Annotated in this window: 27 protein-coding genes and 1 riboswitch; of the genes, 16 read left to right on the plus strand and 11 right to left on the minus strand. The window is 67.9% G+C overall.

The window, feature by feature from the left end; translation table 11 throughout:
• Nucleotides 1-7 precede the first annotated feature (7 nt).
• Together ACWEFV_RS27130 and mrf are read right to left on the minus strand one after the other, a co-directional pair.
• On the minus strand, nt 8-262 hold the full coding sequence (locus ACWEFV_RS27130; RefSeq protein WP_450072424.1) for a type B 50S ribosomal protein L31: 255 nt from the start codon (nt 260-262) through the stop codon (nt 8-10).
• A complete protein-coding gene (mrf, locus tag ACWEFV_RS27135) occupies nt 259-1,437 on the minus strand; it encodes a ribosome hibernation factor-recruiting GTPase MRF (protein ID WP_450072425.1) in 1,179 nt (392 codons plus the stop codon). The genes ACWEFV_RS27130 and mrf overlap by 4 nt, the downstream gene beginning before the upstream one ends.
• A gap of 72 nt (nt 1,438-1,509) precedes the next feature.
• Here mrf and rpmB point away from each other — a divergent pair, with 72 nt between their 5' ends.
• From rpmB to ACWEFV_RS27175, 8 genes are all read left to right on the plus strand, one after another.
• Nucleotides 1,510-1,746, plus strand: a complete 237-nt coding sequence (gene rpmB, locus ACWEFV_RS27140; RefSeq protein WP_044520828.1) for a 50S ribosomal protein L28 — start codon at nt 1,510-1,512, stop codon at nt 1,744-1,746.
• On the plus strand, nt 1,746-1,910 hold the full coding sequence (gene rpmG / locus ACWEFV_RS27145) for a 50S ribosomal protein L33 (RefSeq protein WP_044520825.1): 165 nt from the start codon (nt 1,746-1,748) through the stop codon (nt 1,908-1,910). Before rpmB ends, rpmG begins: the two co-directional genes overlap by 1 nt.
• Nucleotides 1,910-2,215: a 30S ribosomal protein S14 gene (gene rpsN / locus ACWEFV_RS27150; RefSeq protein ID WP_450072426.1), complete on the plus strand. Its 306-nt coding sequence runs from the start codon at nt 1,910-1,912 to the stop codon at nt 2,213-2,215. Before rpmG ends, rpsN begins: the two co-directional genes overlap by 1 nt.
• A complete protein-coding gene (rpsR, locus tag ACWEFV_RS27155; protein ID WP_450072427.1) occupies nt 2,215-2,478 on the plus strand; it encodes a 30S ribosomal protein S18 in 264 nt (87 codons plus the stop codon). The genes rpsN and rpsR overlap by 1 nt, the downstream gene beginning before the upstream one ends.
• A gap of 11 nt (nt 2,479-2,489) precedes the next feature.
• A riboswitch (cobalamin riboswitch) is annotated at nt 2,490-2,586 on the plus strand.
• A gap of 40 nt (nt 2,587-2,626) precedes the next feature.
• Nucleotides 2,627-3,598, plus strand: a complete 972-nt coding sequence (locus ACWEFV_RS27160; protein ID WP_450072428.1) for an ABC transporter substrate-binding protein — start codon at nt 2,627-2,629, stop codon at nt 3,596-3,598.
• 44 nt (nt 3,599-3,642) lie between these two features.
• Nucleotides 3,643-4,614 (plus strand): FecCD family ABC transporter permease, encoded by a 972-nt coding sequence (locus tag ACWEFV_RS27165; protein WP_450072448.1) that lies wholly within the window; start codon nt 3,643-3,645, stop codon nt 4,612-4,614.
• Complete coding sequence (locus ACWEFV_RS27170; RefSeq protein WP_450072429.1) at nt 4,584-5,396, plus strand: ABC transporter ATP-binding protein; 813 nt, start codon at nt 4,584-4,586, stop codon at nt 5,394-5,396. The genes ACWEFV_RS27165 and ACWEFV_RS27170 overlap by 31 nt, the downstream gene beginning before the upstream one ends.
• Nucleotides 5,393-6,058, plus strand: a complete 666-nt coding sequence (locus ACWEFV_RS27175; protein WP_450072430.1) for a (2Fe-2S)-binding protein — start codon at nt 5,393-5,395, stop codon at nt 6,056-6,058. Before ACWEFV_RS27170 ends, ACWEFV_RS27175 begins: the two co-directional genes overlap by 4 nt.
• Before the next feature lie 3 nt (nt 6,059-6,061).
• Here the strand turns inward: ACWEFV_RS27175 and ACWEFV_RS27180 are convergent, their stop codons facing one another.
• The 4 genes from ACWEFV_RS27180 to bluB all read right to left on the minus strand — a co-directional run bounded on the left by ACWEFV_RS27180 (nt 6,062) and on the right by bluB (nt 9,232).
• Complete coding sequence (locus tag ACWEFV_RS27180; protein WP_450072431.1) at nt 6,062-6,778, minus strand: TIGR03943 family putative permease subunit; 717 nt, start codon at nt 6,776-6,778, stop codon at nt 6,062-6,064.
• Entirely contained in the window at nt 6,775-7,734 is a 960-nt protein-coding gene (locus ACWEFV_RS27185) for a permease (RefSeq protein WP_450072449.1), read from the minus strand. The genes ACWEFV_RS27180 and ACWEFV_RS27185 overlap by 4 nt, the downstream gene beginning before the upstream one ends.
• A gap of 67 nt (nt 7,735-7,801) precedes the next feature.
• The gene (locus ACWEFV_RS27190; protein WP_450072432.1) at nt 7,802-8,563 is read right to left on the minus strand and encodes a LamB/YcsF family protein; all 762 of its coding nucleotides are present in this window, start codon (nt 8,561-8,563) and stop codon (nt 7,802-7,804) included.
• Nucleotides 8,564-8,572: 9 nt separating this feature from the next.
• Entirely contained in the window at nt 8,573-9,232 is a 660-nt protein-coding gene (gene bluB, locus ACWEFV_RS27195) for a 5,6-dimethylbenzimidazole synthase (protein WP_450072433.1), read from the minus strand.
• Between the two features lie 60 nt (nt 9,233-9,292).
• On the opposite strand from bluB, the gene ACWEFV_RS27200 reads away from it, so the two are divergent.
• On the plus strand, nt 9,293-10,117 hold the full coding sequence (locus ACWEFV_RS27200) for a class I SAM-dependent methyltransferase (protein WP_450072434.1): 825 nt from the start codon (nt 9,293-9,295) through the stop codon (nt 10,115-10,117).
• Here the strand turns inward: ACWEFV_RS27200 and ACWEFV_RS27205 are convergent.
• On the minus strand, nt 10,101-11,231 hold the full coding sequence (locus ACWEFV_RS27205; RefSeq protein WP_450072435.1) for a GTP-binding protein: 1,131 nt from the start codon (nt 11,229-11,231) through the stop codon (nt 10,101-10,103). The two genes, ACWEFV_RS27200 and ACWEFV_RS27205, sit on opposite strands and share 17 nt — an antisense overlap.
• A gap of 57 nt (nt 11,232-11,288) precedes the next feature.
• Here ACWEFV_RS27205 and ACWEFV_RS27210 point away from each other — a divergent pair, with 57 nt between their 5' ends.
• From ACWEFV_RS27210 to ACWEFV_RS27225, 4 genes are read left to right on the plus strand one after another with little or no spacing between them, the layout of a single operon-like run.
• Nucleotides 11,289-12,239, plus strand: a complete 951-nt coding sequence (locus tag ACWEFV_RS27210) for a metal ABC transporter solute-binding protein, Zn/Mn family (RefSeq protein ID WP_450072450.1) — start codon at nt 11,289-11,291, stop codon at nt 12,237-12,239.
• On the plus strand, nt 12,239-13,015 hold the full coding sequence (locus ACWEFV_RS27215) for a metal ABC transporter ATP-binding protein (protein WP_450072436.1): 777 nt from the start codon (nt 12,239-12,241) through the stop codon (nt 13,013-13,015). Before ACWEFV_RS27210 ends, ACWEFV_RS27215 begins: the two co-directional genes overlap by 1 nt.
• Nucleotides 13,015-13,881, plus strand: a complete 867-nt coding sequence (locus tag ACWEFV_RS27220) for a metal ABC transporter permease (protein ID WP_450072437.1) — start codon at nt 13,015-13,017, stop codon at nt 13,879-13,881. The genes ACWEFV_RS27215 and ACWEFV_RS27220 overlap by 1 nt, the downstream gene beginning before the upstream one ends.
• 11 nt (nt 13,882-13,892) lie before the next feature.
• On the plus strand, nt 13,893-14,993 hold the full coding sequence (locus tag ACWEFV_RS27225; RefSeq protein ID WP_135458886.1) for a LacI family DNA-binding transcriptional regulator: 1,101 nt from the start codon (nt 13,893-13,895) through the stop codon (nt 14,991-14,993).
• On the opposite strand, the gene otsB is transcribed toward ACWEFV_RS27225, so the two are convergent.
• Nucleotides 14,990-15,748, minus strand: coding sequence for a trehalose-phosphatase (otsB, locus tag ACWEFV_RS27230; RefSeq protein WP_135458884.1), 759 nt, complete (start codon nt 15,746-15,748; stop codon nt 14,990-14,992). The genes ACWEFV_RS27225 and otsB overlap by 4 nt on opposite strands.
• 3 nt (nt 15,749-15,751) lie before the next feature.
• Nucleotides 15,752-16,357, minus strand: coding sequence for a cholesterol catabolism transcriptional regulator KstR (gene kstR, locus ACWEFV_RS27235; RefSeq protein ID WP_164480958.1), 606 nt, complete (start codon nt 16,355-16,357; stop codon nt 15,752-15,754).
• A 273-nt stretch (nt 16,358-16,630) separates the two neighbouring features.
• On the opposite strand from kstR, the gene ACWEFV_RS27240 reads away from it, so the two are divergent.
• On the plus strand, nt 16,631-18,772 hold the full coding sequence (locus ACWEFV_RS27240; RefSeq protein ID WP_450072438.1) for an acyl-CoA dehydrogenase family protein: 2,142 nt from the start codon (nt 16,631-16,633) through the stop codon (nt 18,770-18,772).
• Between the two features lie 18 nt (nt 18,773-18,790).
• Complete coding sequence (locus ACWEFV_RS27245; RefSeq protein WP_286175177.1) at nt 18,791-19,318, plus strand: AAA family ATPase; 528 nt, start codon at nt 18,791-18,793, stop codon at nt 19,316-19,318.
• 17 nt (nt 19,319-19,335) lie between these two features.
• On the opposite strand, the gene ACWEFV_RS27250 is transcribed toward ACWEFV_RS27245, so the two are convergent.
• On the minus strand, nt 19,336-19,905 hold the full coding sequence (locus tag ACWEFV_RS27250) for a hypothetical protein (RefSeq protein ID WP_450072451.1): 570 nt from the start codon (nt 19,903-19,905) through the stop codon (nt 19,336-19,338).
• A 28-nt stretch (nt 19,906-19,933) separates the two neighbouring features.
• Nucleotides 19,934-20,992, minus strand: coding sequence for a 2Fe-2S iron-sulfur cluster-binding protein (locus ACWEFV_RS27255; RefSeq protein WP_450072439.1), 1,059 nt, complete (start codon nt 20,990-20,992; stop codon nt 19,934-19,936).
• Nucleotides 20,993-21,160: 168 nt separating this feature from the next.
• Between ACWEFV_RS27255 and hsaA the strand changes: the two genes are divergently transcribed.
• Nucleotides 21,161-22,068, plus strand: a 908-nt coding sequence (hsaA, locus tag ACWEFV_RS27260) for a 3-hydroxy-9,10-secoandrosta-1,3,5(10)-triene-9,17-dione monooxygenase oxygenase subunit (protein ID WP_450072440.1), incomplete at its 3' end; no start/stop codon positions are given.

Genomic DNA, 22,068 nt, shown 5'->3' on the forward strand with positions numbered 1-22,068 from the left:
CCTAGGGCTAGACCTGTCCGTAGCGACGGCGGAACTTCTCCACCTGCCCGGCCGAGTCGATGTGCCGGGCCGAGCCGGTCCAGAACGGATGCGAGTCGCTGGTGACGTCGACGACGATCAGCGGGTAGGTCTGGATCCCGTGCGGGCCTACCCACTCGATGGTGCGCTCGCTGGTTGCCGTCGACCGGGTCAGGAACTGGCTGCCGGTCGCGGCGTCCTGGAACACCACGGGGTGATAGTCGGGGTGGATTTCGGGTTTCACTGGTTTTCCCCTTCTGTGTGGGCGGATGTTGCGGGTTCTTCGACCGCGGGCTGGCAAGGTTCTTCGTGCCAATCCCCGAACGGGTCGGGGTAATCGGCCCACTGGTCCGGTCGCGCCAGCTCGTCGTCCGTGAGCAGCGCGCCGCGCAGCGCGTCGATGACCTCGCCGGGCCGGGCGCCGCAGACCAGTACGGTCAGCGAGATGTGGCGATCACCGAACTGGTGATGCCAGTCGATCGCCGCGATCGCCAGCCGCTCCGGGTCGGTGTAGGCCCGCTCGGTGGAATCCATTGCCGCCAGCCATTTTCCGGCGTTGCTGAAATGCATTCCGCCGCCTGCGGATTCAATCCACATGACGTCGGTCGGCCGGTTGGCCAGCCAGGCCCGCCCCCGGGTGCGCACCACGCCGTCGAGCAGCAGGTCGACGGCGGTGTGCAGGCGTAGCGGGTGAAACGGTCGGCGCGCGGCGAATTCGACGATGATTACCTCGTCGTCGGGCTCCAGCGGCGGTTCACCGGCCAGGAGTGGATCGTGCGGTGTCGCGGTGCGCCCGCGCCGGCTGTTCGGTTCCAGATGCGCCAGGCCGAGCTCCACCCGGTCGGGGCCGACGGTGATGCGGGCGCGGGGAGCGAGCCGGCGCAGGACCGCCAGCGTGGTGGCCTCGGCCTCGTTGAGCACCAGCATGTCGGCGAACTCGGCCTGCCCGACGACCACCTGGGCGACAGTGCGCCCGTCGGGCAGTTCCTCGTCGCCGACGGACTGTTGCAGCCAGACCGTCGCGTCGAGGCACGCGATCACCGCGTCGATGGTGACGTCGCGGGAGGCGGGCCCGTCGATGTATCCGGGCCCGACGTGGACCCGGATGGTGTTGATCGCCCAGCACACGGGCTCGGCTTCCAGCCAGGGCATCAACTGCACGACGATGCGGTCCACGTCGCCGCGTCGGTGCAGACGCCGCAACAGGATCAGCAGATCGTCGCGGACCGTGCAGGACACGCAACCGTGGGTGAGCTCGAGGGCGAGTTCGGATGTTCCGCTGCTGTCGGACACGGTCCGCAGGACCACCTGGCCGTCAAAGGTGTGGCGCACCAGCACGGTTCCCGGCCTGCGGCCCAGTTCTTCCGCTACGCCGTCGCTGTCACCTTGACCGGCGATCAGCACCACAGGGGTTCGCACTGCACCTCCCGACGGAGTTGTTGTTGAAAATGATTATCATTATCGTGAGGCTACCCCATCCGAAGGAGACCGATGTCTGCCCACTGCCAAGTCACCGGGCGCTCGCCCGGGTTCGGCAACACGGTGTCGCACTCGCACAAGCGCAGTCGCCGCCGCTGGAACCCCAACATCCAGACCAAGACCTACTACCTGCCAGGCGAAGGGCGCCGGATCCGGCTTCGGGTCAGCGCCAAGGGAATCAAGGTGATCGACCGCGACGGCATCGAGGCCGTTGTGGCCCGCTTGCGTAGCGCAGGGGAGAAGATCTGATGGCCAGCACCGATGTCCGGCCGATCGTGAAGCTGAAATCGACCGCGGGGACCGGGTACACCTACGTCACCCGCAAGAATCGCCGCAACGACCCGGACCGGATCGTGCTGCGAAAGTACGACCCGGTCGTCCGCCGCCACGTCGACTTCCGCGAGGAGCGCTGATGGCCAAGCGATCCAAGATCGTCAAGAACGAGCAGCGCCGGGAACTCGTGGAGCGCTACGCCGAACGGCGGGCCGAGCTCAAGGCGATCATCCGCAATCCGGTCGGCACGCGTGAGCAGAAGGCCGCGGCCGTCTCGGCATTACAACGGCTGCCCCGGGATTCGAGCCCGGTGCGGCTGCGCAATCGAGACGCGGTGGACGGCCGCCCCCGCGGTCATCTGCGCAAGTTCGGGCTGTCGCGGGTCCGGGTGCGCGAACTGGCGCACCGCGGTGAACTGCCGGGTGTGCGGAAGTCGAGCTGGTGATGGCGTCGAATTCCCGGAAGAACACCAAGAGGCGCCCGCCGGCCACCGAACTCAAAAAGCCGAGGCGCAATCAGCTGGACGCCCTCGGGGTGACCGAGGTCGACTACAAGGACGTCCACCTGCTGCGCACCTTCATCAGTGAGCGGGGCAAGATCCGGTCCCGGCGCATCACCGGGCTCACCCCGCAGCAGCAGCGTCAGGTCGCCACGGCGATCAAGAACGCCAGGGAGATGGCGCTGCTGCCGGTGGTCGGCCCGGCTTGACCTACCATTCGAGGCGATAGGGCGACTGCGGATCGTGGAAGCCGGTGAGAATCCGGCGCGGTCCCGCCACTGTGAAAGCCAGATACACACCGCAGTCGCCACCTCGCACGTACTGGGGCGGATCTCCCCGGAGAGGATGGGTACGCCCATGGCTGCTCGTTGGCTGATCGCCGGACTGGCATCAGCGCTACTGGTATCGGGGTGCGCCTCGACCGCAGCGCCCGACGCCGACGGTGACGTCCCACCGGGATTCCCGGTCACTGTCGACAATTGCGGCGTCAGCGCCACCTATGACCGGCCGCCGGCCCGCGCTGTCGCGCTCAATCAGCATGCGATCGAGACGCTGCTGGCTCTGGGGCTCGAAAAATCCATGGTCGGCACGTCCTACCTCGACGACCGGATCCTGCCCGAATACCAGACTGCCTACGACAGCGTTCCGGTGCTGGCCAAGGAATACCCGTCCTACGAGTCGCTGCTGGCTGTCGAACCCGACTTCGTCTACGGCGGCTGGGACAGCGCGTTCGACGAGAAGGAGGGCCGCGGCAGGCAACGGCTGACCGATGCCGGGGTTCACACCTACCTCAACATCGAGGATTGCCGGTCCGAGCCCGTCACCATCTCCACCGTGGATGACGAAATGCGAAACATCGGAACCATTTTCGGAATCACGGACCGGGCTGAGCAGCAGATCGAGAAGCTGCATCGCGAGCTGGCGCAGACCGAAGCGAAGCTGCGCGGCGCGCAACCCGTACGGGTCGCGGTCTACGACAGCGGTGAGGCGACCGTGTTCACTTCGGGCGGTAAGGGCATCGGCAACCTGATGATCGAGGCGGCCGGCGGCGTCAACGTGTTCGCCGATGTCCCGAAGGTGTGGGGCGACGTATCGTTCGAACAATTCGCCGAACGCGCGCCCGAAGTCATCGTGATCTACGACTACGGAGACCAGCCGGTCGCCGACAAGAAGAGATTCCTCACCGAACATCCTCTGCTGCAGCATGTTCCGGCGGTACAACACCAGCGGTTCGCGGTGCTCCCGTTGTCCTCGGTGGTGGTCGGCGTGCGGGTGGGCCGGGCGGTGGACGCTCTGGCCCGACAGCTGCACCCGGACCGGTTCGTGTGACGCCCTACCGCCTGACCTTGGCTGCGCTGGCCGGGGTGTTGCTGATGGCGATGACTGCCGGTGTGGCAATCGGCTCGGTGTCCATCCCGCCGGGACAGGTGTGGGCCATCGTGTTGCACGCCGTCCACCCGGGCCTCGTCGAGCAGAGTTGGCCTGCGGTAAGGGAATCCATCGTGATCGACGCCCGGCTACCTCGGGTGGTCCTGGGCGCGGTGGTCGGTGCCGGTCTGGCGGCGAGCGGTATGGCGCTGCAGGCGGTGGTGCGCAATCCGCTCGCCGATCCCATGCTGCTGGGTGTCTCCTCGGGAGCATCGGTCGGTGCCGTGGTGATCCTGGTGTTCGGCGCCGGTGCATTGCAAGTGTTCACCGTGCCGCTGGCGGCGTTCCTCGGAGCCTTCCTCGCACTCGTCGCGGTGTACTTCCTGGCCCGATCGGGCGGGCGGATGACGACCGCGCGGTTGATCCTGGCCGGCGTCGCGGTGGCCGAAGTGCTGTCCGCGGTGGCCAGTCTGCTGATCGTCACCTCGGACGATCCGCACAAGACCCAGGCGGCCGTGCGGTGGATGCTCGGCGGCCTGGGCGGCGCCACCTGGCGCATGGTCTGGGTGCCCGCCCTGGCGGTGTTCATCGGCGTGGTGGTGCTGCTGGCCTTCACCAGATCACTGAACCTGCTCTACACCGGCGAGGAGGCGGCCGCTTCGCTCGGACTCGACGTACACCGGTTCCGGGCGGGAATGTTCGTGGTCGTGGCGCTCATGGTCGGGGCCATGGTCGCGGTCAGTGGCACGATCGGGTTCGTCGGGCTGATCATGCCGCATGTGGTGCGTCTGCTGGTCGGTGCCGATCACCGTCGAGCGCTGCCGGCCGCCGCGTTGTTGGGCGCGGCGTTTCTGGTGCTGTGTGACATCGTGGCCCGCACCGTGGCCGCGCCGGAGGAATTGCCGGTGGGGATTCTGACCGCGCTCGCCGGCGGGCCGTTCTTCCTGTGGCTGATGCGGCGGAAGGCCGTGACGTGACGGCGGCGGTGTCATTCGAGGCGGTCTCGGTGTCGGTGCGCGGAACACCGTTGATCACCGACGTCTCGTTGTCGGTCGCCCCGGGTGAGATGTTGGCCGTCGTGGGTCCCAACGGCGCGGGCAAGACCACACTGCTGCGCACGTTGTACCGGGCGCAGCGGCCGAGTGCCGGGCGGGTGCTGGTCGACGGCACCGATGTGTGGAAGCTGCCGGGCAAGCAGGCCGCGCGCCGGGTCGCGGCCGTATTGCAGGAAGCCACCGGTGATTTCGAGCTCACCGTGTTCGACATGGTGGCGATGGGGCGCACACCGTACAAGCGATCCTTCGAGGCCGACAACCGTGAGGACCGGCAGATCGTCGGCGCGGCGCTGGCGGCACTGGACGTCGCGGAGCTGAGCGGGGCTGGCTACGGTCGGCTGTCGGGAGGGCAGAAGCAACGCGTGCTCATCGCCCGTGCGCTGGCGCAGCGCACCGAGGTGATCGTGCTCGACGAACCCACCAACCACCTCGATCTGCGACATCAACACGAGGCCCTGCACCTGCTGCGGGAGACCGGTGCGACGGTGGTCGCCGCGTTGCACGATCTGAATCTTGCTGCGGCTTACTGCGACCGGATCTGCGTGCTCGACGATGGAGGGCTGGTCGCCGTCGGCCCGCCGGCCGATGTGCTCACCGAGGGGCTGCTGTCCGACGTGTACGGGGTCGAGGCCCGGATCACCCTCGATGCCGATACCGGCAGGCCGCAGGTCACCGTCCCGCCCAAGGTGGGGGTGAGGCCGTGAACATCGGTGACCAACTCAGCGAAATCGCCTCGTACGGAGGCTTCTTCGCTATCACCGTCGGCGGGGATCCGGGCGACTGGATTCCGGTGCACCGTTGTTACGAGCAGGGCTGCGCCGACCTCGTCGCCTCGACCGCCGCACGCAGTGACACGACGGATCTACGCATCGGTGCGTCCCTGGTCCAGTTCAGTCACGCCTCTCGCTTGTGGTCGCCGCTGCTGGCCTGTGCGCTGCAATACGGCGTGCTGCCGGACCTCACCGATCTGCAGCGCCATGCCGCCCGTACCGAGCTCAGGCTGCCGGTGCCGGTGGGAGGACCCGTCGACGGCCGTCGTCCGCTGGCGCAGCAGCTGTATCAAACGGTGATCACCGAACACCTCGAACCGCTGGCCGCCGGGCTACGGGTCAAGATGGCGCCGCGGCTGCTCTACGGCAATGCCGCGGCCGCCCTGGTCGCCGCGGCGGCCGACCTGGCCCGAGCTAGACCGGAATTGGATGACGACCTCCGCGGAGTCACCGAATCGCTCTTGGCCACCGGGGATCTGGCCGGCACCGGCGTCCTGACCGGGTGGGCGTTCCGCCGGCGCAGCTGTTGCCTGTACTACCGCGTTCCGGGCGGATCGAAGTGTGGTGATTGTGGACTCGCGCGGCCACGCGGGTAGGCCTCAATAGGCGTAGGGGCGTGCCGGGGGATCGGTGCGCGCCACACTCATGGCCGTCATCGTCGGGATGGTGCGCCGGCTCGAATTACTTTGTCCCGCAGGGATCGTGCCCACCACCTTGATCCAGGTGTCGTCCGGATAGCCGGCCACCTGAGCCGCCGCAGGCCCGGAGAGACGAATGCGGGCCAGCTGAGCATCGGCCGCGCAGCAGATGATCACCACCCGGGCCAGGTCGCTGCGGTCACCGTCGCGCATCGTGAACCCGGTGACGGTGATCGTGCGGTTGTCCAGGGTGCCCGCGGAGTCCTGCGCCACGCGGATCAGTGCGTCGGGCAGGGAGATCTCCGGAGCAGTGCCGTCGGGCAGCGGCGGAAACGGACGGCGCAGCACATCGGTGGATACCGCGGTTACCGATGCGGCGTCGGGGCGTATCGCCGGGGGTACGACGAAGGCGAGCAGCGCGATCGGGACGAGGAGCAGCCACGCGACGCCGGGGGAGTGCGGATGATCATGAGCTTCGTCCGTGCCGTCCTCGCGGCGGCCGTGCCGGATATCGCGCACGATCGCGGCAAGGGCCAGCGCGATGAGCAACACCGCGGTCGCGGCGAGGTAGGGCAACAGTCCCGGCTTGACGTACCGGGTGTACGCGCCGGTGATGGTGATGATCGCGGTGCTGACCCCGATCAGCAGCAGCAGTGCGTTCTCGGTCTCGCGGCTCACTGTGGCCCCAGGATCAGCAGGCCGACGCCGGTCGCGGCCAGGGTGGCGACGACGAAGGTGGTAGGTGCGAACCGGACGGCGAACGCGCGGCCGAACATTCCGGCCTGCATCGCGAACAACTTGAGATCGACAGCCGGCCCGACCACCAGGAACACCAGTCGCGGTAGCAGCGGCAGCATGGTCAGGCTGGCCGCGACGAAGGCGTCCGCTTCCGAACACAACGCCAGCACCACCGCCAGCGCCGCCATGGTGATCACCCCCAGCACGATCTGCCCTGCCAGGTGCTCGTACACCCACGGCGGAACCAGCACGTGCAGGGCGGCCGCGGCAGCCGCACCGACGACCAGATAGGAGGCCGCCGAAAGGAAGTCGTGACGTGCCGCTTCGGTGAACACGGCCCACCGGGAACTCTCGCCGTCATGCGGCTTGGGTAGGCGACGGGTGATCCAGTCCGGGCTGCCGAACCGGGCCCAGAGCGCACCCATGATCAGCGCGGTGAGCAGTGATGCCGCACACCGGGCGGCGACCATCTGCGGGTGTCCGGGGAACGCGACGGCGGTCGCCACCAGCACAACGGGGTTGATGGCCGGTGCCGCAAGCATGAATGTCAGCGCGGCCGCGCCCACGGTGCCGTCCCGGGCGTCATCGCCGAAGAGCCTGCGCGCCACCGGCACTGAACCGCATTCGCAGCCGGGCAGTGCCGCGCCGCCGACCCCCGCGGCCAGGATTGCCGCGCTGCGACGTCGGGGAAGCCAGCGGGCCAGACGCTCGGGCGTCACGAAGACCGCGATCAGCCCGCTGATCACCACCCCGAGTGCCAGGAACGGCAGCGCTTGGACGAACACGCCGCAGAACACCGTGGCCGCCGTCGACACATCGGGGGTGCCTTCGACAAACGCCCGCAGCGTGGTGCCGGCCAGGGCCAATGCGATGATGCCGGCCACGAGCACCTGCATGGAACTCGGCCGCCACCGCGTCACCGCCGGGTTCGCCACCACGCGGCCATCATGCCAGGCGAACCTGTCAGCAGAACGCGCTCAGCGTGACCCCTTCAGCGGACAGACGCTCGCGCACCGCTGTGGTGATCTCGACGGCTCCCGGTGAATCGCCGTGTACGCAAACCGATTCCACCGTGACGGGGATGACGGAACCGTCCACCGCGGTGACCTGTCTCCGCATAACCATGCCCGCCACTCGCTCGGCGATCTCGGGGGCATCGTGCAGCACGGCGCCGGGGTCGCGTCGCGACACCAGCGTGCCGTCGGGTTGGTAGGCGCGGTCGGCGAAGGCCTCGGCCACGGTGCGCAGCCCGCGCCGCCCTGCCTCCTCGAAGAACGCTGAACCCGACAGGCCGAGCACCGGCAGTCCGGCGTCCACCGCTGCCACCGCGGCCGCCACGGCGGCGGCCTGTTCGGGGTGGCTGACGATTGTGTTGTACAGCGCGCCATGGGGTTTCACGTAGGTCACCGTCGTACCCGCGACATGGGCGATGCCCTGCAGCGCGCCGATCTGATAGATCACGTCGGCGGTCAGGTCCTCGGGGGTGACGTCGATGAAGCGCCTGCCGAATCCGGCCAGGTCCCGGTAGCTCACCTGGGCGCCGACGCGGACCCCCCGGGCCGCGGCCTCGCGGCACGTTCGCAACAGAAGCGTGGGGTCGCCGGCGTGGAAACCGCAGGCCACGTTGGCGCTGGTGACCAGGCCGAGCATGGCCTCGTCGTCACCGAGTTTCCACGCCCCGAAGCTCTCACCGAGATCGGCATTGAGATCGACGGAGGTAGCCACCTGCCCAGCCTAAGGCGATGCCTCGCTCGGCCAGCCGTTCTCGGCCACGAATTCGGGCAGCGGGCGTGCAGTTGTCCAGTGCTCGATCTCCAGCACCGGCCGGTCCGGGAATTCGGGTACCGGGCCCAGACACAGGATCGCGACGGGTTCCGCGTCGGCGGGCATGCCCATGAGTTGGGCCAGGGGCAGCGGCTTGAATATCGACACCCAGCCCATGCCGAGGCCCTCGGCGCGGGCGGCCAGCCACATGTTCTGGATGGCGCAGGACACCGAGGCCAGGTCCATCTGCGGCAGCGTGCGGCGGCCGAAGATGTGCCGGTCGCGGTTTTCGCCGAGTGCGACGACGAACAGTTCGGCGCAGTCGAGGATGCCTTCGACCTTCAATGCCAGGAATTCGTCGCCGCGGGTGCCGAGTGCGTCGGCGGTATGGATGCGTTCCTCGTCGACCAGCGCGTGGATCTTGCCGCGCAGCGCGTCGTCGGTGATCCGGATGAAGCGCCACGGCTGCATCAGGCCGACGCTCGGCGCCGCGTGGGCGGCGTGCAGCAGCCGGCTGAGGACCTCGGGCGGCACCGTGCTGCCGGGGACGAAGCGGCGCATATCCCGACGTTCGGCGATGGCCCGGTAGACGGCACGGCGCTCGTCGGGGCTGAAGGCGTGCTCAGACACGGGTCGAGCTTATGGGGTGGCGAGTCTGTGACCGAGTTCCGTCATGGTGAGAATGGTCTGGTGACAGGCGCAACAGGGGACGGTGGCTACTTCGCGGCCGACTACGAGACGAACGAAGAACTGGCGCGACTGCGTGTGCTCGAGTCGCTCTGTGATCCGTGGACGATCCGCGTTTTCGACACCGTCGGTGTGGCGCCCGGCTGGTCCTGCCTGGAGGTGGGTGCAGGTGCGGGATCCGTGGCGCGCTGGCTGGCCGATCGCGTGGGGCCGTCCGGGCATGTCGTCGCCGCGGATCTGGACCCCCGCTTTCTCGGCGACCTACCGGCGTTGGGCGTCGAAGTACGGCGCCTTGACATCACGGTCGATGAAATCGAGTCGGGCCGTCACGATTTGGTGCACAGCCGGACACTGATGTTGCACCTGCCCGACCCCGTCGCGGCGATGCGGCGCATGGTTTCGGCATTGCGTCCGGGCGGTTGGCTCGTGGTCGAGGAGCCGGACTACAGCACCACCGCGCCCGTCGACCGGACCCATCCGCTGGCTGCGGGGTACGAGGACTACCTGAACGTCCGCACGCAGTTCCTGGCCGCGGCCAATGTGATGAACCTGGGCTACGGCTCGATGTTGCCGGTTGACGTCGATCAACTCGGACTCACCGAGGTGGCCAACGAAGGCAGGCTGACCGTGGAGCGCGGTGGCAGCCGGCAGGCGCACTTCCTGATACAGACCTTCCAGCAGGTCGACGACCTCATGGTGGCCGCCGGGGTGCTCTCGGAGACGGCGGTGGCCGCCGCCAGGGCCGCGCTGGAGGATCCGACCTTCGCCTACCGCTCCGCGGCGATGAACAAGGTGTGGGGGCGCAAGCCCGTCAGTGCGCGTGGGTGACGTTCCAGGCCGGTAGCGGATCGGGATAGCGGAGCCAGGCCCGCTCACCCTCGGCCAGCTCGGCGTCGGTCAGCAGGGCCCCGCCGAGTAGCCGGTGGACCTTGTCCCGGTCGAGCTTGATCCCGATGAACACGATCTCCTGACCCGGCGCGATCTCGGTGCCCGACCAGTATTGCGCCGGCTCGATCACCAGGTTCGGGCCGGCCTGTGACCAGATGGCGGCGATCGTCGGGCGGCTGGCGATCCAGCAGAATCCCTTGCTGCGCAACACCCTTGTCACCTGACCGAGCGCGTCGCCGAGGCGCTTCGGGTGAAACGGCCGGTCGGAGCGGAAGGTCATCGAGCTGATGCCGTACTCCTCGGTTTCGGGTGTGTGGCCGTCGGCGATCTCCTCGTCCCAGCCCGGCGTCTGCGCGGCGGCCTCCGGGTCGAACAGTCCGGTGCCCAGCACCTCGCCGATATCGACGACGCCGTGGTCGGTCCGGATGAGCTTGGCGGTCGGATTGAGCCTGCGCAGCAGTGTTTGGACGGTGTCGAGGGTCGGCGGGCTCACCAGATCGGTCTTGTTGAGCAGGATGACGTCGGCGAACTCCACCTGGTCGGTGAGCAGGTCGGCGATGCTGCGGGCATCGCCCTCGCCGGCGGCCAGCTCCCGGTCGGCCAGGCCTTCACCGCGGACGACCTCGGTCAGGAAGGTCGAGGCGTCCACCACGGTCACCAATGTGTCCAGCCGGGCCAGTTCGCCGAGCCGGAAGCCGTCCTCGAACTCCCAGCTGAAGGTGGCTGCCACCGGCATGGGTTCGGAGATCCCAGTCGACTCGATCACCAGCTGGTCGAACCGGTTCTGTCGCGCCAGCGCGCCGACCGCCTCCACCAGGTCCTCGCGGAGTGTGCAGCAGATGCAGCCGTTGGTCAGCTCGACGAGCTTCTCCTCCGTGCGGTCGAGGTGTCCCTGTCCGGCGATGAGCGCGGCGTCGATGTTGACCTCGCTCATGTCGTTGACGATCACGGCGACGCGCCTGCCGTCTCGGTTCGCCAGGATGTGGTTCAGAAGCGTGGTCTTCCCGGCGCCGAGAAAGCCGGACAGGACGGTGACGGGTAGCGGGTTGGACATCGCACTCCTTAATGAAAACGATTTTCAATAAATCATCATCCGGGCGTGCATCTGCTAATGCAAACGGTTATCGTTATCGCCGTGCTCCTGCCCCTGAATCTCCGCGCCGTGGCCACCGCGTTGCTGCTGGCCACCCCATTCGCCCTTGCCGCCTGCGGCTCCGAAGGGGCCCAACAGCCCGAGTCCGGCGGGAACTGCGTGACCACACCGGTCAACGTGGTTGTCAGCGTCGACCAGTGGGGCGACATCGTTTCGGCGCTGGGCGGTGACTGCGCGAAGGTGACCACGGTGGTGGCCGGGTCGTCGGTCGATCCGCACGACTTCGAGCCTTCGCCGGCGGATGCGGCCAAGTTCCAGGGCGCACAGCTGGTCGTCATCAACGGCGGGCACTACGACGAGTGGGCGGCCAAGCTGGCCCAGAGCACGGCGCCGAATGCCACCGTGCTGCGGGCCGTCGGCGAGTCCGACGACCCCGCCGCCAACCCGCACGCCTGGTACAACCCGGCCGCGGTGACCGGCGTCGCCGATGCGGTGAGCGAGGAACTGGGCCAGATGGCTCCCGAGGCGCGGGACTACTTTGCCCAGCGCCGCACCGAGTTCACCACCTCGATGCAGCCCTACCAACAGCTGATCACCGACATCAAGACCAAGGCGCCCGGTAAGCGCTACGCCGCCACCGAAACGGTGTTCGACGACATGGCGGCCGCGGTCGGCCTGGTCAACCAGACGCCGGCCGGCTACCAGGCGGCCTCGTCCAACCACACCGACCCGTCGCCGGCCGACTTGGACGCGTTCCTGCGCCTGCTCGCCGATCACGGGGTCGACGTGCTGATCTACAACACCCAGACCGAAGGTTCGCTGCCCAAACAGATCCGGGCCGCCGCCGAGAGCGCCGGAATTCCGGTCGTCGATGTCACCGAAACGGTGGCGCCGGGTGCGGAATCGTTCGAGGCTTGGCAGGTGAACCAACTGACCGCGCTGGCCAAGGCGCTCGGAATTCAGGCCTAGTGTCACCCCGCAACGCAGAACCGGCTCTCGTCTTCGACGACGTCAGCGCCGTGCGCGGGGGACGGCTGATCTGGTCGGAGGGCACCTTCGAGATCCCGACCGGTGGCATCGTCGCACTGATCGGCTCCAACGGATCGGGCAAGTCGACGATGCTGCAGGTCATGCTGGGCCTGCTGCCCGCGGCGTCGGGTTCGGTCCGGGTGCTCGGTGGTGCGCCAGGTGAGCACAACGACCTGATCGGTTACGTGCCGCAGGATTACGCGGCAGGTGCGGGGGAGGCCATCCGGGCCCGGGGTGCGGTGACCCTGGGGCTCACGGGGCGGCGGTGGGGCTTCACCCGAACCTCGGCCGCCGACCGGGCCCGGGTCGACGAGGCGTTGGAGTGGGTCGAGGCCACCGGGTTCGCCAATATGCGGCTGTCGGAACTGTCCGGAGGGCAACGCCAGCGCATCGCCCTGGCGAATGCCCTTGTCGGACATCCCAAGATGCTCATCCTCGATGAACCGTTGGCCGCGCTCGACCTGCGCAACCAGCACGAGATCGTGCAGTTGCTGGCCCGGCTCAATCAGGACCTCGGCGTCACGATTCTTGTTGTCGCCCATGACCTCAACCCGCTGCTGAGCGTGCTCGACAGCGCCATCTACCTGCTCGACGGGCACGCTCACCATGCGGCCATCGACGAGGTGGTGGATGCCGAGTTGCTGACCCACCTGTACGGGACCAAGGTGCAGGTGGCCAACACCCCGCTGGGGCAGATGTATATGAGGAGCGGGTGATGTCGGCGGGTCTGCTGGCGCAGGGCACTTTCGCGATGGGCTACCAGCACAACTGGTGGCAGATCCTGACCTCGGCGTTCATGCGTAACGCGTTGATCGGCGGCACGCTGGTGGCGCTGGCCGCCGGGCTGATCGGCTATTTCGTCATCGTGCGCAACACCGCGTTCGCCGCCCACGCACTGGCCCACATCGGTCTGCCCGGTGCCACCGGTGCGGCGCTGCTCGGGCTTCCGGTCGGGTTGGGGTTGGGGGCATTCTGCGTCGGTGGAGCGCTCGTCATCGGGGCGCTGGGCAGCCGCGCCCACGACCGCGAGGTGGCCACCGGCACGGTACTGGCGCTGGCCACCGGCTTCGGTCTGTTCTTCAACTCGTTGGCCACCAAGAATTCGTCGACGCTGACCAACGTCTTGTTCGGCAACCTGCTCGCCATCACCCATCAGCAGTTGCTCATGTTCACCGCGTTGCTGGTCGTGTTGGCCGCCACGGTCGTATTCGTTTTCCGCCCATTGCTGTTCGCATCGGTCAACGCGCAGGTGGCCGAGGCCAAAGGCGTACCGGTCCGCGCATTGTCGGTGCTGTTCATGGTCCTGCTGGGGATCGCGGTGACGATGGCGGTGCTGGCGGTGGGCACGCTGCTGCTGTTCGCGCTTGTCGTCACCCCGGCCGCGACGGCAATCATGGTGACGGCCCGGCCGATCCTCGCGATGACGATCTCGACCGGCATCAGCGTCGTGTCGGTGTGGGCGGGGCTGGCGGTGTCCGCAATCTTCAACATGCCGCCGAGCTTCGTGATCGTCACGATTGCCTGCGGATTCTGGCTGGCGGTATGGACGGTTGACCGGGTGCGGAATTCGACGATCCACTAGCCTCAGACAGCATGCCGAGGAGTCCCCACCCGCCACGGCGGGCCACCCTGGCTTCCTTGGCGGCTGAACTCAAGGTTTCGCGGACCACCATCTCCAACGCCTACAACCGTCCTGACCAGTTGTCCGCCGAGCTTCGCGACCGGATCTTCGATGCGGCGAAGCGGTTGGGCTATGCCGGGCCCGACCCGGTGGCGCGCTCCCTGCGGACCCGCAGGGCCGGCGCGGTCGGGTTGATCATCACCGAGCCACTGAACTATTCGTTCAGCGATCCCGCGGCGTTGGATTTCGTTGCCGGACTTGCCGAATCCTGCGAGGCGGTGGGGCAGGGGCTGCTCCTGGTGGCGATCGGACCCAACCGCAGTTTCGAGGACGGTTCGGCGGCGGTGCTCTCGGCGGGCGTCGACGGATTCGTGGTGTATTCGGCCTCCGACGACGATCCCTATCTGCCGGTGGTGCGTCAGCGCCAGTTGCCGGTCGTGGTGGTGGATCAACCCAAGGACGTTCCCGGGGTGTCGCGGGTCAGCATCGACGATCGCGGCGGGATGCGCCGGCTCGCCGAGCATGTGTTGGACCTGGGCCACCGCGACATCGGCCTGCTGACCATGCGGCTGGGCCGGGAGTGGCCGCACGAGGGCACGAAACCCGCACTGGCAGACCCAGATCGGGTGTTGTCACCGCATTTCCATGTGCAGCGCGAGCGGATTCACGGTGTGTACGACGCGATGACGGCCGCCGGTCTCGCGCCGGACCGGCTGACGGTGGTGGAGAGCTACGACCATCTGCCGACGTCCGGAGGGGCGGCTGCCGAGGTGGCGCTGGATGCCAATCCCCGTATCACCGCGCTGATGTGCACCGCCGATGTGCTGGCGCTGTCGGCCATGGATTATCTGCGCTCGCGTGGCATCTACGTGCCGGGGGAGATGACGGTGACCGGTTTCGACGGGGTGCCCGAAGCGTTGCGCCGCGGTCTGTCCACCGTGGTGCAGTCCAGTGTGGCCAAGGGGCGACGGGCCGGCGAGTTGCTGCACAATCCGCCGCGGGACGGGCTGCCGGTGATCGACGTGCTCCCCACCGAAGTGGTGCGCGGCCGGACGTCGGGCCCGCCGGCCTAATCCGTTTCGACGGAGCGGCGCGCGTCCAGCAGGTACTTCAGTGCTGCCACAACATCTTCGGGCTCGTCGACCCGGTATTCGGCGAGCGTCTCGCCCGGTCCCACCTTGACGCCGACGTCGCCGTCACGCAGCCGGCGGAACGCCTTCTCGTCGGTGACGTCGTCGCCGAAGTAGATCACCGCCGATGCCCGGTGCTCGTCGCGCAGGATGTCGATCGCCTCGCCCTTGTCGGTGGTGATGACCGCGAACTCGAGCACCGCCTTGCCCTTGGTCAGCTGGGCATCCCACGCCTGTGCGGATCGCAGTGCTTGCGCGCACGCGGCTTCGGCGTCGCCGGCCTCGGCGTTGCGGACGTGCAGGGCCACACTGGCGGGTTTGACTTCGACGGTCACCCCGGGCCGGATGGCGGCGATCGCGGTGAGTTCGGCGGCGATCCGATCGAGCAGGGCACGGTCGATGGGGTGGGCGAATCCGGAGTCGAATTCGGCGCCGTGGCTGCCGACCATGTGCACGGCCGCGGGCATCCCCGACAGCTCCCGCAGTACTTCCAGTGCGCGGCCGGAGATGAGCGCGGTCGAGGTGTCCGGATACTGAGACAACGCCACGAGCGCGTCAGCGCCGTCGCGCAACGGGCGCGCGTCGGCGGGGTTGTTGACGATCGGCGCGAGGGTGCCGTCGAAATCCGAAGTGATCAGTAGCCGTGGTGCCTGTGCGGCCCGGGCCAATGCGTCCTGGAGTTCGGCGGGAAGGCTCACCCGCTAGATCTTAGGTTTGTCCTCAGCGCCGATCAGCAGCCGCACGGCCAGGTCCAGTCGCTTGCTGACGTCGGTGGCCGAGGCCCGCCGGGTCAGCCAGGCCAGCAAGTTGGAAAGCCACACGTCCGAGATGACCCGCGCGATGTGGTACTGGTCCTCGGTCGGCTCGCCGTCGCTCATGGCCCGGGCGAACATCGAATCCATCAGCTTGCCGACGTGGTCGACCTCGCCTGCCGCCGAGGCGTCGGCGAAGACGAAGGCCCGCGTCATGGCCTCGGTGAGCAGCGGGTTGCGCTGCATGGCCCGGTTCAGCTTGCCGACCATGAAGCTCAGCCGCTGGTAGGGCGTGCCGCCGGCGAGTGCGGCCCGGTCGGTCTTGGCGTCGATGCGCTCGAACTCCCGGCCGAGGGCCGACACCAGCAGATGGACCTTGGACGGGAAGTAGCGGTAGAGGGTGCCGACGGCGACATCGGCGCGCTCGGCCACCGCGCGCATCTGGACGGCCTCGTAGCCGCCCTTGGATGCGATGGCCAGGGTTGCGTCCAGGATGCGCTTGCGGCGCTCCCGCTGTGCTTCTGAGCCGAGTTCGGATTCGGCGAGAACAGCCACGTTCAGAACCTCACGCGGTCGGGTGTCCGAAGCGGACGATTCGCTGCCTGCCTGCTGTGGTGCGCTGGACATGCGGTGTGTGGCCCCCTCTCGTCGCGTACCTTGACGAAAACGATACGCACGGCGATCTCCTTCTACGCACCTCCGCGCCGGTAAACACACGGACGTGTCCTGCTGTGATGCGGGTCGACTTGACGGTCGAACACTGTCACCATTAGAACACGTTCTAGTGGGAAGCACGGACTTCTCGCTTTAGGGGCTAGGAGGTCCACCATGGCCGGCGCATCCGCCACCATCACCGACGAGCAGTTTGCCGCCCGTGACCTGGTAAGGAGCTGGGCTGGCTCAACCGACACCGCCGCGGCGGTCCGATCCGGCGAAAACGATGCCGATGCATGGCGCAGGCCGTTTCAGGGTCTCGCCGAACTAGGGATCTTCAGCGTTGCGGTCCCGGAGGAGCAGGGTGGCGCCGGCGGCACGGTCGAGGACCTGTGCGCGATGGTCGACGAAGCCGCCGCGGCGCTGGTGCCCGGTCCCGTGGCCACCACTGCCCTGGCCACCCTGGTCGTGACCGATGAGGCCGTGCTGGAGGCCCTCGTGTCGGGTGAGCGCACCGCCGGTGCGGCGCTGAGCGCGGACCTGACGCTGTCCGGTGACTTCGAAACCGGCACCGTCTCGGGCACCGCCGAGCACGTCCTGGGCGCGGATGCCGCCGGGGTGTTGCTCCTTCCGGCCGGGGACCGCGTGGTCCTGGTCGACGGGAGTGCCGCCGGGGTGAGCGTCGAATTGCTCACCGCCACGGACTTCTCGCTGCCACTGGCCCGGGTCACGCTCGATTCGGCGCCCGCGCAGGTGCTCGACGTCTCACGGCAGCGGTTCGAGGACATCACCGCCGCCGTCCTGGCCGCTGAGGCCGCCGGCCTGGCGCGGTGGACCCTGCAGACCGCCACCGAGTACGCGAAGGTGCGCGAGCAGTTCGGCAAGCCGATCGGCAGTTTCCAGGCGATCAAGCACATGTGTGCCGAGATGCTGCTGCGCTCCGAGCAGGTCTCGGTGTCGGCGGCCGACGCGGCACGCGCGGTGTCCGAATCCGATGATTCCCAGCTGTCGATCGCCGCCGCGGTGGCGGCGGCCGCGGGTGTGGACGCGGCCGAGGCCAACGCCAAGGACTGCATCCAGGTGCTCGGCGGTATCGGCATCACCTGGGAGCACGAGGCGCATCTGTATCTGCGTCGCGCATACGGGATTTCGCATGCCCTCGGTGGCCGGCGCCGGTGGATCCGCCGGGTCTCCGCGCTGACCCAGCAGGGTGTGCGCCGTGAGCTCCGTATCGATCTGGAGTCGGTGGCGGAGCTGCGCCCGGAGATCAGTGCCGCGGTCGCCGAGGTGGCCGCACTGTCGGTGGAGAAGCGCCAGGTGGCCCTGGCCGAGTCCGGGCTGCTGGCCCCGCACTGGCCACGTCCCTACGGCCGCAACGCATCTCCGGCCGAGCAGCTTCTGATCGATCAGGAGCTCGCGGCGGCCGAGGTGGAGCGCCCGGATCTGGTGATCGGCTGGTGGGCGGTGCCGACCATCCTGGAGCACGGCAGCGCCGAGCAGATCGACCAGTTCGTACCGGCCACGCTGCGCGGTGACCTGGCCTGGTGTCAGCTGTTCTCGGAGCCGGGCGCCGGTTCCGACCTGGCCGCCCTGCGCATGAAAGCTGTTCGCGCAGAAGGCCCCAACGGTGAGCCCGGCTGGAAGTTGACCGGCCAGAAGGTGTGGACCTCGGCGGCGCAGAAGGCGCACTGGGGCGTGTGCCTGGCGCGTACCGACGCCGACGCCCCGAAGCACAAGGGCATCACCTACTTCCTGATCGACATGAAGACACCCGGCATCGAGATCCGCCCGCTGCGGGAGATCACCGGCGACGAGCTGTTCAACGAGGTGTTCTTCGACGACGTGTTCGTGCCCGACGAGATGGTGGTGGGCACTGTCAACGACGGCTGGCGGCTGGCCCGCACCACGCTGGCCAACGAGCGGGTGGCGATGGCCGGCGGGACTGCGCTGGGCAATCCGATGGAGGAACTGCTGCGCACCCTCGGCGCGCAGCCCGACGTCGACCCGGCCGATCTGGACCGCCTCGGCGGCTTGATCCTGACGGCCCAGGTGGGTTCGCTGCTGGATCAGCGGATCGCCCAGCTGGCGGTCAGTGGTCACGACACCGGTGCGCAGGCCAGCGCCCGCAAGCTGATCGGTGTGCGCTACCGCCAGACGCTGGCGGAGTTCCGGCTGGAACTGTCCGACGGCGGGGGTGCGGTGCGCAACCGTGAGGTGCACGACTTCCTCAACACCCGCTGCCTGACGATCGCGGGCGGCACCGAGCAGATCCTGTTGACCCTCGCCGGTGAGCGGTTGCTGGGCCTGCCGCGGTAGGTCACTAACCTCCAAGGCGTGATCATCGTCGTCACCGGTGCAATGGCGTCGGGTAAATCCACTGTGGCGCAGCTACTGGCCGAACGGTTCGAGCGATCGGCGCACGTGCGCGGAGACGTATTTCGCCGTTTCGTCGTCGGTGGCCGGGCGGAGCCGACCGAGCAGATGAGCTCCGAAGCGCAGGCGCAACTTTCGCTGCGCTATCGGCTCGGGGCGGCGAGCGCCGACGCATACGCCGAGGCGGGCTTCGTGACGATCTGGCAGGACATCATCGTCGGCCCGTACCTGGCCGATGTCGTCGGCATGCTTCGGACCCGTCCGCTGTTCGTAGTGGTACTCGATCCTGCCCCGGAGGTCATCGCGCAGCGGGAGCACGCGCGCAACAAGGTTGGTTACGACACCGACTGGGACTGCACGGGTTTCGTCGAGACGATTCGGTCGACGACGCCTCGATTGGGACTGTGGCTGGACACCTCAGCCATGACCGCGGAGCAGACGACGCAGGCGGTGCTCGACGGCCTCGACCGCGCGAAGATCCCGGCTTAGCGCTGGTTGGACAGGCTTCAGAACCCGGTCTGGGTGCAGGCGGTCGGCGTGGTGAGGTTGACCCCTCCGAAGACCACCTGGATCACTGAGCAGATGATGAACTGGTCCTTCGTGTTGGGCTGGCCGGTGCGCCACTCGGTGGGGGTCGACACGCCCTCGACGCGGAACCGTTCGATCGGTCCGCCGCCGAAGTAGGTCGCCGAGATCTCGACCTTGTTGACCGACCGGTACAGCTTCGACAGCACGTTGTCGTGATTGGAGCCCTTGATCTCCCGGGGCATCCCGGCCGGCGCGCTGTACGAGGCCTCCTGCCAGGTGTCCTTGTTCGTGCTGCGCAGAGTGATGGTCTGCCGCGCCCACGCGTCACCCGGGAAACCGATGGGGCCGTCCGGCGTCAGCAGGTTGGCCTGCGTGTTGAACGTGCACTGTGTGCCCGCGCAGTCGGCGTTGACGTGCATCTCGATCGTGCCCTGGGGGCTCGGGACCGAGGTGACGGCCGAGTTCGCGGCCGCCGTGGCCGACGTGGGGAACGTCAGCGCCGCCGCGGTCAGCACTGCTGCCGCGCTCGCTGCGGGGAGCCTGTTGATCGTCATCGTCAAGAAAGGTATCCGCTCGTTACTCGTCGTAGGTGACTTCGACCGAATCCGACACCGGCGTGGCCTGGCAACCCAGGATCAGGCCCTCGTCGAGATCGGAGGGTTCGAGCACGTCGTTGATCTTCATCTCGACGTCTCCGGACTTCTTGAGTACCGCGCATGCGCCGCAGTGGCCTTCGCGGCAGGAGAACGGCGCATCCAGGCCCTTGTCGAGCAGGACGTCGAGCAGCGTGGCCGAGCGCGGCCAGCGGACCTCGTGGGTGGTGCCGTCCAGGGTGACGATCGCGGTGGCCGGCCCCTGGTCGCTGTCGTCTTCTTCGATCACGACGGCGGCGAACGGGTCGGAGTCCAGCGACTTGAACACCTCGATGTGGATGCGCTCGTCGGCGGCACCGGCCTGCTGCAGCGCCTGCTCGGCCGCGGCCATGAACGGTCCGGGCCCGCAGATGAAGGCCTCGCGAGCGGCGTAGGGCGCGACGAGCCCGGCCAGCGCGGCGGGGCTGGGCAGCCCCTGCACGGTCTCCAGCCAGTGCACGACGGTGAATCGGTCGGGGTATTTGGCGGCCAGTTCGCGCAGGGTGGCGCCGAAGATGACCGAGTTCTCGTCGCGGTTGGCGTAGACGAGGACGACGTTGCCGCTGCCCTCGGCGAGCGCGGACTTGCAGATCGCCATCATCGGGGTGATACCGCTGCCCGCGGCCAGCAGCAGGAAGTCGCTGTCGAGATTCTTGGGCACGAACGTCCCGGACGGGGCCAGCACGTGCATCCGCATCCCGGCGTGTGCGTTGTCGCACAGCCAGTTTGACGCGTAGCCGTCGACGGTTCGCTTGACCGTGACGGTCAGCTGATCGTCGGTCACCGGCGAGCTGGACAGCGAGTAGCAGCGGGCCACCGAGCCGGTGCGATCGCTCGGTACCCGCAGGGTCAGGAACTGCCCCGGGGCGTAGCGCAACCGGTCGGCGGGGATGTCCGAACCTTCGGGGACGGCGAACACCAGGGACCGCGCGTCGGCCGTCTCCTCGATGACCGCACTCACCTGCAGTTCGAGCACATGGCTGCCCAATGGCTCATCAGTCACGGCTGGACCCTCTCATCACTCATAACTAGAACATGTTACAAAAACGTACTTGCCCAGGTCCAGCCCCGCATTACAAGGCCCTGCTCGACACAAATCGTAACGTGTTCTAATCTCTGTCTAGGCGGTCAGCTCGCGCTTATCGCAGTCCGAATCTTGGGAGGCATTTCCGTGACATCCATTGAACAGCGTGACGTGCAGGCGGTTCTGGCCGGCATCGATGAACTGCTGCCTACGCTGCGTGAGCGCGCTCAGGAGACCGAGGATCTGCGCAAACTGCCCGATGCGAACGTGAAGGCGCTGGAAGACATCGGTTTCTTCAAGCTGCTGCAGCCCGAACAGTGGGGTGGCCTGCAGTGCGACCCGACGGTCTTCTACGAGGCGGTCCGGCGGCTGGCCAGTGCCTGTGGTTCCACCGGTTGGGTCGCCGGCATCATCGGTGTCCACAACTGGCACCTGGCGCTGTTCGACCAGCAGGCCCAGGAAGACGTCTGGGGCGAGGACACCTCGGTTCGGATCTCCTCCTCCTACGCCCCGATGGGTGCCGGCACCGTGAGCGAGGCCGGCGACGGCTACATCGTCAACGGCGCCTGGAACTGGTCCTCGGGTTGTGACCACGCCACCTGGGCCTTCCTGGGTGGCCCGGTGATCAAGGACGGCCGGCCGGTCGACTTCGGCAGCTTCCTGATCCCGATCAGCGACTACAAGATCGACGACGTCTGGAACGTCGTCGGCCTGCGCGGCACCGGCAGCAACACCGTCATCGTCAAGGACGCGTTCGTGCCCAAGCACCGCTTCCTGTCCTACAAGGCGATGAACGACGGCACCGCCGGCGGGTATGAGACGAACACCGCCCCGGTGTACAAGATGCCGTGGGGCACAATCCATCCCACCACCATCTCGACCCCGATCGTGGGTATGGCCTACGGCGCCTACGACGCACACGTCGAGCACCAGGGCAAGCGCGTCCGCGCCGCCTTCGCCGGCGAGAAGGCCAAGGACGATCCGTTCGCCAAGATCCGGATCGCCGAGGCGGCCAGCGACATCGACGCCGCCTGGCGTCAGCTGTCGGGCAACGT

Source organism: Mycobacterium sp. NPDC004974 (genome assembly GCF_053600815.1).